At 71.2% G+C, this 9,869-nt stretch carries 7 protein-coding genes; 4 read left to right on the plus strand and 3 right to left on the minus strand.

Annotated features, from left to right (window positions below):
• A partial coding sequence (locus Q0L11_RS05830) for a ligase-associated DNA damage response DEXH box helicase (RefSeq protein WP_296596007.1) occupies window positions 1-2,620 on the minus strand: 2,620 nt, incomplete at its 3' end.
• A gap of 195 nt (window positions 2,621-2,815) precedes the next feature.
• Here Q0L11_RS05830 and Q0L11_RS05835 point away from each other — a divergent pair.
• The 3 genes from Q0L11_RS05835 (at window position 2,816) to Q0L11_RS05845 (ending at window position 6,712) form a co-directional block, all read left to right on the plus strand.
• Window positions 2,816-3,535, plus strand: coding sequence for a methyltransferase domain-containing protein (locus Q0L11_RS05835; protein WP_296596008.1), 720 nt, complete (start codon window positions 2,816-2,818; stop codon window positions 3,533-3,535).
• A 4-nt stretch (window positions 3,536-3,539) separates the two neighbouring features.
• A complete protein-coding gene (locus Q0L11_RS05840) occupies window positions 3,540-4,820 on the plus strand; it encodes a hypothetical protein (RefSeq protein WP_296596009.1) in 1,281 nt (426 codons plus the stop codon).
• Window positions 4,821-4,888: 68 nt separating this feature from the next.
• On the plus strand, window positions 4,889-6,712 hold the full coding sequence (locus tag Q0L11_RS05845; protein WP_296596010.1) for a DUF885 family protein: 1,824 nt from the start codon (window positions 4,889-4,891) through the stop codon (window positions 6,710-6,712).
• Between the two features lie 4 nt (window positions 6,713-6,716).
• Here Q0L11_RS05845 and Q0L11_RS05850 read toward each other — a convergent pair whose 3' ends face one another.
• Entirely contained in the window at window positions 6,717-8,567 is a 1,851-nt protein-coding gene (locus tag Q0L11_RS05850) for an alpha/beta fold hydrolase (protein WP_296596012.1), read from the minus strand.
• A gap of 186 nt (window positions 8,568-8,753) precedes the next feature.
• Between Q0L11_RS05850 and Q0L11_RS05855 the strand changes: the two genes are divergently transcribed.
• On the plus strand, window positions 8,754-9,530 hold the full coding sequence (locus Q0L11_RS05855) for a PEPxxWA-CTERM sorting domain-containing protein (protein ID WP_296596013.1): 777 nt from the start codon (window positions 8,754-8,756) through the stop codon (window positions 9,528-9,530).
• Between the two features lie 49 nt (window positions 9,531-9,579).
• Here Q0L11_RS05855 and Q0L11_RS05860 read toward each other — a convergent pair.
• Window positions 9,580-9,869: cytochrome P450 (locus Q0L11_RS05860; RefSeq protein ID WP_296596014.1), on the minus strand; the 290-nt coding region annotated here is incomplete at its 5' end.

Below are 9,869 nucleotides of genomic sequence, written 5' to 3' on the forward strand. Positions count from 1 at the left end.
TCGCCTCTGCGATCAGGTCTTCCTCCGCCTCGGCCAGGATCATCTCGCCGGCCTGGCCGGGCGAGCGCTCCTTACCGATCTCCAGCAGGATCGGCACCGAGAAGGGGCTCAGGTGCTCCAATGGCGCATGCACGATGCGGCCGCGGATTCGCGCCAGCATGTCGCCCAGCCGCGCCACGTCGATGAGGCCGGTCGCCGCATCGGCCCGCGCGCACCGCAGCAGCAGGTGGTCCGGCTCGTGCCGGCGAAGCACGTCGTAGATCAGGTCGGTGGAGAAGGTGATCTGCCGCCCCGTCTTCTGCTGCTCGCCCGGAAACCGCTTCTCGATCAGCCCGGCGATGATCGCGCAGCCCTTGAAGGCGCGCTTCATCATGAAGCTCTCGTGCAGCCAGGCCTCCAGGTCGTCGCCCAGCATGTCCTCGGCGAACAGCTCGTCGTAGTCGAGCCCGTCCATCGGGTTCAGCGCCCAGATCGCCATGGCGTAGTCGTTGCAGACGAACCCCAGCGGCCCGATGCCCAGCCGTTCCAGCCGCTTGGTCAGCAGCATGGCCAGGGTGGTGTGCGCGAGGCGCCCCTCGAAGGGATAGACGACCATGAAGTTGCGCTTCCCGCGCGGGAAGGTCTCCAACAGCATCTCGTCCTCGCCGACGATCCGCGACCGGTCCTTCTGCATCTCCAGCCACTCGCGCACGTCGGCGGGCAGCACGCTCCAATGGCTCTCGTCGAACATGAGCTGGCGTACGCGCTTGGCCAGGTAGGTCGACAGCGCGAACTTCGAGCCGCCCCACGACGGCATCTTCGGGTCCTTGTGGCTGGCCGGCCGCACCAGGACATCCAGGTTGGTCACCCCCACCAGCTCCCAGACCTGGCCGGCGAAGACGAAGGTGTCGCTGGGGTCGAGCATCTCCAGCATGCCCTCCTCGACCTCGCCGATCTTCCGCCCGCCGCGGTTGCCGCGCATGGCGATCCGTACCGCCAGCATGGCCGGCGAGACGATGGCCCCGACATTCAGGCGATGCCGCTGCGCCACGTTCTGGTCCCGGACCTTCCAGCGCCCATCGGGGCCCTGCACGATGCGTCGGAACCGGTCGTAGGTCTTGAGCGCGTAGCCGCCCGTCGACACGAAATCGACCACGGCCTCGAAGTCCTCCCAGGAAAGGTCGCGATACGGCCCCGCCGAGCGCACCTCCTCGTAGAGCTCCAGCATGTCGAACGGTTCGGACACGGCGCAGCCCATGACGTGCTGGGCCAGCACGTCCAGCGCGCCGACCCGCGGCGGGTCGCCGTCCAGGCGGTTCTCGGCGATGGCCTCGCGCGCCGCCTGGCACTCCAGCATCTCGAACCGGTTGGCCGGCACGAACAGCGCGCGGCTGGGCTCGTCCAGCCGGTGGTTGGCCCGGCCGATCCGCTGGACCATCCGCGACGCGCCCTTCGGGCTGGCGAGCTGGATCACCAGGTCCACGTCACCCCAGTCGATGCCGAGATCCAGGGTCGAGGTGCAGACCACCGCCCGCAGCTCGCCCCGCGCCATCGCCGCCTCCACCTTGCGCCGCTGTTCCGCGGCCAGGCTGCCGTGGTGCAGGGCGATCGGTAGGGCGTCGTCGTTCAGCCGCCACAGCTCTTGGAACGCGAACTCGGCCTGGAAGCGCGTGTTGACGAAGACGAGCGCGGTCTTCGAACGCCGGATGACGTCGTACACCTCCTGCATCGCGTGCTGCGCCGTATGGCCGGCCCACGGCACCCGCCCCTCGGAAAGCAGCATGTCCACCACCGGCTCGGCGCCGGCGGGGCCGCGGACGAGGGCGATGGAAGAAGGGCCGTGCCGCGCTCCTTCCGTCTCGACGCCGATGCGCCGATCCACCTCCCCCGCAAGCGAGGGAGGAGCGGAGCTGTCTCGCGCCTCCCCTGTCCCGAAGAGGACGGGGGAGGTGGCGGCGAAGCCGACGGAGGGGGCGTCAGGCGGCCCCACGACGTCCATGGGCCGGTGCGACGCCATCCAGTTCGTGATGACCGCCGGGTCGTCGACCGTCGCGCTCAGCCCGACGCGGCGCATGTTCGGCGCCAAGGTCTGCAGCCGCGCCAGGTCCAGCGCCAGCAGGTCGCCCCGCTTGCTCGCATGCAGCGTGTGGATCTCGTCCAGGATCACGCAGCGCAGGTCCTCGAAATAGAGCCGCGCCCCCTCCCATGCGCAGAGCAACGCCAACTGCTCGGGGGTGGTCAGCAGGATGTCCGGCGGCTTCACCCTCTGGCGCTGGCGCCGCGAGATGCCGGTGTCGCCCGTCCGGCTCTCGGCGACGACGTCGAGGCCCATCTCCAGGATGGGCGTGTTGAGGTTCCGCTCCACGTCAACCGCCAGCGCCTTCAGCGGCGAGATATAGATCGTGTGCAGGCCTCTAGGCGCGTTGGCGGGCGGCCGCTCCGACAGCTCGATGAGGCTCGGCAGGAACCCGGCCAGCGTCTTGCCGCCGCCGGTGGGCGCGATCAGCAGGGCGTCCCGGCCCTCGCGTCCCTTGGCCACCATCTCCAACTGATGCGCGCGCGCCGTCCAACCTCGCCGCGCGAACCACGCGCGGAACCGTTCGGGCAGCAGGTCGGCGGGAGCGCCCGCGGTGTCGGCCATACCCTGCCTATAGCACGTTCCCCTTCCGTTTCATCCGCTCGGGCGAGGTGTATACCGGCCTCGCCGGATGAGCCTTTTCCGAAGGTCTTCGGCGCCAGCGCTACGCGTTCATGCGTGGGCGCGGTGGGGAGCCGACGGGAATTCCCGCGCGCGGCCGGTATCGCCTCGCGGCGCACAGCCCGCTAAATGGGGCCGATGCGTTTCAGTCTCGCCCTTTTGACCGCCGCGCTGCTGGTCGCCTGTTCGCCGACGCCGGCCAGCCGTCCCGCCGAGGCGGCGCCCCGCGCGCCGGGCGGCTTCCCCCTTCCCGATCGTCCGGCCGCCGGCATCGTCGCGCCGGAGTGGTCCACCGGCCCCGACCGCGACGCGGCCGACGAGTCGGGCCAGCTCATCCGCGGCCTGGAGATCGCGCCGGGCATGCACGTGGCCGATATTGGCGCCGGCTCCGGCTATCACACCCTGCGCCTCTCGCCCGCCGTGGGGCCCACCGGCGTCGTCTACGCCGAGGACATCGTCGAGGCTTATATCTCGGGCCTGCGCCGCGAGGCCCAGCGGCGCAAGCTCACCAACGTCCGCATCGTCGTCGGCACGGCCGACGATCCCAAGCTGCCGGCGAAGACAATCGACCGCGCTGTGCTGGTCCACATGTACCACGAGGTCGAGAACCCCTACGCCCTGCTGTGGAACCTGGCCTCGGCCCTGAAGCCCGGCGCGCGGGTTGGCGTCATCGACCTCGACCGCGCCGTCTCCAGCCACGGCATGGCCCCGGCCCAGCTCAAGTGCGAATTCGAGGCGGTTGGCTACCGGCAGGTCAGCTCGGCGCCGATGGCGGGCGGGGTGGGCTATCTCGCGATCTTCGAGGCGCCGGTGAAGCGGCCGAAGCCCACCGATATCAAGGCCTGCAAGGCGAGCTGACGCCGTGTGCGACACCCTGGCCGCGCTCGCCGCATCGACCGCCCGGGGCGCGGCCCTCTTCGCCAAGAACAGCGACCGCGAGCGCAACGAGGCCCAGGTCCTCGAACTGCATCCGCCGCGCGAGGGCTCCGCCGGCCGCCCGCTCCAGGCCACCTACATCGCTATCCCCGACGTTGCGCGCGCACACGCCGTCCTGCTGAGCCGCCCGTTCTGGATGTGGGGCGCCGAAATGGGCGCCAACGAGCACGGCGTGGTCATCGGCAACGAGGCCCTCCACGCCAAGACCCCGGCCCAGCGCCGCCGCGCCCTCATCGGCATGGACCTCGTCCGCCTGGGCCTGGAGCGGGGCGCCACCGCGGCCGAGGCGCGCGATGTCATCGTCGGCCTGCTGGAAGCGCACGGCCAAGGCGGCGACTGCGGCCACCTGGGCCGCTTCTACTACCAGAACGGCTTCATCATCGCCGACCCCTCCGGGGCCTATGTGCTGGAGACCGTGGGCCGCGACTGGGTGTGGAAGGAGGTGAGGGGCCAGCGCGCGCTCTCCAACGCCTATTCCATAGGTGCGAACTATGACGCCCTGAGCGCCGGCCTGGACCGCGGCGCGCCCTACGACGTGGCCGCCAGCCTGATCGACGAGGCCCGCGACGCGGTCAGCTTCGGCCGCGGCCGCTGCGCCCGGGGCCAGGCGCTGCTGGACCGGACCGCGCCGGGCCTGACGCCCGCCGCCATGATGGCGATCCTGCGCGACCACGGGGACGACCCGGACTGGACGCCGGCCAACACGAAGAACCGCACGATCTGCATGCACGCCTCCGCCGGGCCGCGCCGCAGCCAGTCGGTGGCCTCGCTGGTGAGCGAGCTGGCGCCCGGCCGCACCGTCCACTGGGTGACCGGCAGCTCCGCGCCCTGCACCAGCCTCTTCAAGCCCTTCGTCTTCGGGGCCGCCGTCCCGCCCTTCGGCCCCGCGCCCGGCGACCGCGCCGACACCGCCTCGCGCTGGTGGCGGCACGAGCGCCTGCACCGCGCCATGCTCGCCGACTTCACGCCCGCGCTCGCCGCCATCGCCCCGGAGCGCGACGCCCTGGAGGCGACGTTCCAGGCCCGCATGGACGAGGCCTTCGCGCGCGGCGGGCTCGACGAGGCCATCGCCCAATGCTGGGCCGAGGCCGACGCCGCCGAGGCCCGTTGGCGGCAGGATCTTGCGCCATCGGCTGCCCCGGAGTCCGCGCCGGCCCACCGCCGGAGCTGGGCGCGGCTGAACCATGTGGCCCGCCTGGTAGATTGAGGAAAATTCACTTCGGCCGCCAGCTCGCGCCGCCTATGCCTGCGGTCACAGGATCTTCGAGGGGTTACATGTTCCGCACCGCCTGCTCCGCCGTGGCGCTCAGCGTCGCCATGCTCGCCACACCCGCCCTGGCCCAGGCGCCGGCGGCCGCCCCAGCGCCCGCCCAGGCCCAGTCCGAGGACGCGCGGCTGGCGGCGTTCTTCCAGGCCTCGTTCCTGGAAATCGCCCGGCTCAGCCCGGAGACCCTGACTCAGCTCGGCATGAAGGAGCGGTACGCCGAACTCGGCGACTACACCGAGGCCGGGCAGAAGCAGCTCGTGGCGGTGGCCGAGGCCCAGCTCGCGAAGATGAAGTCGAGTTTCGACCGCTCGAAGCTCTCGCCGGCCTCGCAGCTCTCCTACGACCTCTTCGAGCGCGGCGTCGCCACCCAGCGCATGCAGATGAAGTGGTATTGGCAGAGCTACGCGGTGTCCTCGACGGGCAGCGCGCTCGACGGCCTGCCTGTGATGCTGGTCAACGCCCACCAGGTGGACAGCGTCGCCGACGCCGAGGCCTACGTCTCGCGCCTGAAGGCCGTCGAGCGGGTGGCCAAGGAAGTCTCCGACGACATCGACCAGCGCACGGCCAAGGGCTTCCTGCCGCCCGCCTTCGTGTTCGGCCGCGTGATCCCCGACGCCCAGAACCAGATCAAGGGCGCGCCGTTCGACACCGGCCCCGACCACGCCCTGTGGGCCGACTTCAAGGCCAAGGTCGCCGCCCTCAAGACCGACGACGCCGCGAAGGCCAAGCTGCTCGCCGCCGGCGAGGCCGCTCTGAAGGGCGAGTGGAAGCGCGGCTACGAGCGCTACATCGCCTCGCTCCAGGGCATGCAGAAGAAGGCGACGGCCGTGAACGGCGTCTGGGCCCTGCCGCAGGGCGACGCCTTCTACGCCGACCAGGTCGCGTTCTTCACCACCACCAACCTGACGCCGGACCAGATCCACCAGACCGGCCTCAGCGAGGTCGCCCGCATCCGCGGCGAGATGGAAGCCATCAAGCAGAAGGTCGGCTTCAAGGGCTCCCTCGACGAGTTCTTCACTTTCGTGAAGACCGACCCCAAGACCCACTATCCCAACACCGACGCCGGCAAGCAGCAGTATCTGGCCGACGCCAAGAAGATCATCGCCGACTACATGGCCGTGGCGAACCGGCAGTTCTCTACCCTCCCGAAGCAGGCGCTGGAGGTCCGCGCCGTCGAGCCGTTCCGCGAGAAGACCGCCTCGACCGCGTTCTACAACCTGGGCGCCCCCGACGGCTCGCGGCCGGGCATCTTCTACGTGAACCTCGCCGACATGACCCAGGTCCAGAAGGTCCAGCTTCCCGCCATCGCCTATCACGAGGGCGCGCCGGGCCATCACTTCCAGATCGCCCGCGCCCAGGAGCAGACGGACCTGCCGATGTTCCGCCGGTTCTCCTACTACGGTGCCTATACGGAGGGCTGGGGCCTCTACGCCGAGAAGCTGGGCAAGGAAGCCGGCTTCTACCAGGACCCCTACGACGACTTCGGCCGCCTCAGCCTGGAGATCTGGCGCGCGGTGCGCCTCGTCCTCGACACCGGCATACATGCCAAGCATTGGAGCCGCGACCAGGCCATCGCCTACATGAAGGCCAACACCCTCAGCTCCGACCTGGACGTCGCGCGCGAGGTCGACCGCTACTTCACCAGTCCCGGCCAGGCCACCAGCTACAAGATCGGCCAGCTCAAGATCTCGGAACTGCGCGCCAAGGCCGAGAAAGCCCTCGGGCCGAAGTTCGACATCAAGGCCTTCCACGAGACCGTCCTGGCCGCCGGCGCCCTGCCGCTGGACGTCCTGGAGACCCGCGTCGACGCCTACATCGCCAGCGCGAAGTAGGGCTCTAGCTCCCGCCTGAGATCAGTTCGGCCAGCCCCTCGGCGTGGCTGAACTGGGCCAGGACCCCGGCGCCCTCCAGGGCGACGAACCTTGGCGAGGGCAGGATGGCCCAGGCCGCCGGGTCGGGCGCCGCGCTTAGCGCGCCGCTGTGGGTGATCAGCCAGGTTCCGCCGGTGACCGCCGCGGGCGTCCAGCCCTGGGCGTACAGCGCGTGCTCCGCGGCGTACCCGGCGCTGGCGTGGGCGAACTGGGCCTGGATGTCCCGCACGAGCTGCGCGCGAACGGCGGGATCGCGCAGAGCCGCGGCGTCCGGCGCGATGCCGCCCAGCGTCTGGCCCAGCGCCGCCTCCAGGAAGTCGCTCCGGGTGCGCCGCCGGATGAACTCGCCCAGCCCCTCGATCAGGTGGGGCTGTTCCAGGATCAGGCGCGTCATGCGGCTGACGGGGCCGCTGCGCACGCCGATGGTCGGGCCGCGCGGCGAGCGGGGGTTGAGCAGCACGCCGCGGACCACCTCGCCGGGGTTGCGGGCCGCGAACGCCAGCGCCGCGGCCGTGCCGCCGTCGCGCGCGAACAGCACCAGCTCGCGTCCGCCCAGCGCCGCCGCCAGGTCTTCCAGGTCCTCCACCGCCGTCGCCAGATAGTCGCCGTCGGCGGGGCTCGTCAGGCCGAACCCGGGCCGCTGCGGCACGATCGGGCGCAGGCCCCGCGCCTGCAGCTCGGCCGCCAGGCGCGGCGGCAGGCTGCGGCCCGCGACGAAGCCGTGGAAAATGATCGCCGGCCGGTTCCGCGCCGGCCCATAGTCCAGGAACGCGAGCCGCCGCCCACCCGGGCGCGGCATCAGCCGAAGGCGCGCATGCGGCCCGGTCTCCGGCCGGCCCGTCGTGAACACCGGCTCGGCCACCGCCACCAGCCCGGCCAGCGCGCGCGTCTCCGCTACCAGGCGCCCCAGGTCCTTGGCCCGCGCCGCGCCGGTCTTCGCCAGCGCCGCCTTCGCGTACGAGCGCACGGTCTCGGGCTGCAGGCCCAGCTTCAGCGCCGCTTCCTTTTGCGTCGCGCCGGCCGCCAGCTCCAGCGCGACGCCCGCTTCCGCGGCGGTCAGGCCGAACGCGTCCGCCAGCAGCGCGGTGTTCGCCTCCGGCTCCTCGTGCGTCGCGCTCATCACCTCGGACAGACGCCGGACCACATCGCTCGACCGCGCCGCGCCGGTCTTGGCCATGATCCGCGCCAGGGTGTCCCGTGCGGTGGCCCGGCCGATCCCGGCCTGCGCGGCGGCGATCTCCAGGGTGGGCGCAAAGAGGAACGCCTCGGCCAGCCGGGCTTCCAGCGGCGTCAGGCCGAACGCTTCCGCTACCCGCGCCGCCAGGTCGCCGGAACGGCTGGGGGCGAAGATCAGGACCAGGACCGCGTCGGGGCGGGCCAGCGCCGCCAGCGCGTCCGGCGTGCGCGCCCACCGGGTCGCCACGGCGCCTCTCGCGATCCATGCGGGAACCGGCGTCCCGTCCGCCGCCTCCAGCAGCCCCAGCGCCGCACCGCCCTTCCGCGCCCGCTCGGCCAGTCGCCGCAGGTCGGGCGCCGCGGCCGGGTCGGGGAATGCGGACGTGAAGGCCGGGTCGGCGCAGGTCGCCCCGCCGCGTGCGCCCAGAACGGCGGTCGCCACCGCCTCCTCGGGCACGAGCGCGGCCGAGCCGAAGCCGAAGCCGGCGTCGCCGCCGCTCAGCATCTCGTCCACCAGCCGCACCTCGGCGTCGGGTGTCCTGGCGCGCGCGCCCCAAGCGCGCCGCAGCAGTTGCGCCGGGGCGTCCAGGGCGGAGTCGGCGGGCTCGGATCGTCTCAACGGTACGCGCTCTGTACTCACCACACTGGCCCCTAAGCGCCTCAAACCAAAGAGGTCTTGCGGCCGGCGTAACTAACTGACGCCTAAAGAACGCCGTTTACGAACGATTAACACCACCAAAAGGGGGCGGCGCGGCGATGCGTCGCCGGCCTACCCCTTCATGCACGAGCGCCGCTCAGGCGCCGCGTTTTAAGTGGGGCTTATCAAATGAAGACTCTTGCCATGGGCGCCGCGGTCCTCGCGTCCGCCGCCCTGCTGGCCGGCTCGGCCAGCGCCGCGACTTCCCCGGTGTTCGAGACCAACTACGGCGCCGCCATCGTCGGCGGCGACGATCAGACCGCCGACGGTTCGCTGCCGTTCGCCTTCACGCTGTTCGGCCAGAGCTATACCGGCTTCCAGATGTCGACGAACGGCTTCGTGAGCCTCGGCGGTTCCAACGGTACGGGCTGCTGCAGCGGCGACGTGGGTGCGTTCCTTGGCGGCGCGGCCCGCATCGCGCCCGAGTGGTTCGACATCGTCGGCACGGGCTATCTCAACACCGAGGTGGCCGATCGCGCCGTGTTCACCTGGGTTGGCGGCGAATATAGCGTCGGCGGCAGCTACGCCGCGCAGGCACAGCTTTTCGCCGATGGCCGCATCATCTTCGGCTACAGCGGCGACAGCATCCCCGCCGCCCATACGGTGCTCACGGGCATCAGCGCGGGTGGCGGCGTCGCCGATCCGGGTGAGACCGAGCTCACGGGCGGCCCGTATTCCACCGGCTCGGCCCGCGCTGTCTACGACCTGGCCGCTGCCAACAGCTTCGATCTGAACGGGGCCAACGTCTACTTCACGCCCGACGCGCAGGGTGGCTACACGGTCAGCACAACGGCCGTCGCCGGGGTCCCTGAGCCCGCCACCTGGGCCATGATGCTTGCGGGCTTCTTCGGCGCCGGTTCGATCCTCCGCGCCAACCGGTCTCGCCGGGCGGTCCAGGCCGCCTGACCGGGAGTCGCCGGGCGCCCACCCGTGCAGGCGCCCGGCGACGATCCGGCTAGTTCCGCTTCGGGATCACCACCGGCAGGGTCTCGTAGCCCTTCACGAAGGTGGAGTACGAGCGCTTGGGCTCGCCCACCACGCGCACCTCGGGGAAGCGCTTCAGGATCTCTTCCCAGATGATGGTGAGCTGCAGCTCGGCAAGGCGGTTGCCCACGCAGCGGTGGATGCCGAAGCCGAACGAGATGTGCTGGCGCGGCCGTTCGCGGTCGATGATGTAGGCGTTCGGGTTCTCGATCACCGTCTCGTCGCGGTTGCCCGAGACGTACCACATGACCACCTTGTCGC

This window comes from Phenylobacterium sp. (assembly GCF_024508875.1).
In the GTDB taxonomy this organism is placed as follows: domain Bacteria; phylum Pseudomonadota; class Alphaproteobacteria; order Caulobacterales; family Caulobacteraceae; genus Phenylobacterium.

Excerpts from the sequence above, each read along its gene's own strand:
- Q0L11_RS05845 (WP_296596010.1), top strand. The coding sequence starts at position 4,889 with ATGTTCCGCACCGCCTGCTCCGCCGTGGCGCTCAGCGTCGCCATGCTC.
- Q0L11_RS05835 (WP_296596008.1), top strand. The coding sequence starts at position 2,816 with ATGCGTTTCAGTCTCGCCCTTTTGACCGCCGCGCTGCTGGTCGCCTGT.
- Q0L11_RS05855 (WP_296596013.1), top strand. The coding sequence starts at position 8,754 with ATGAAGACTCTTGCCATGGGCGCCGCGGTCCTCGCGTCCGCCGCCCTG.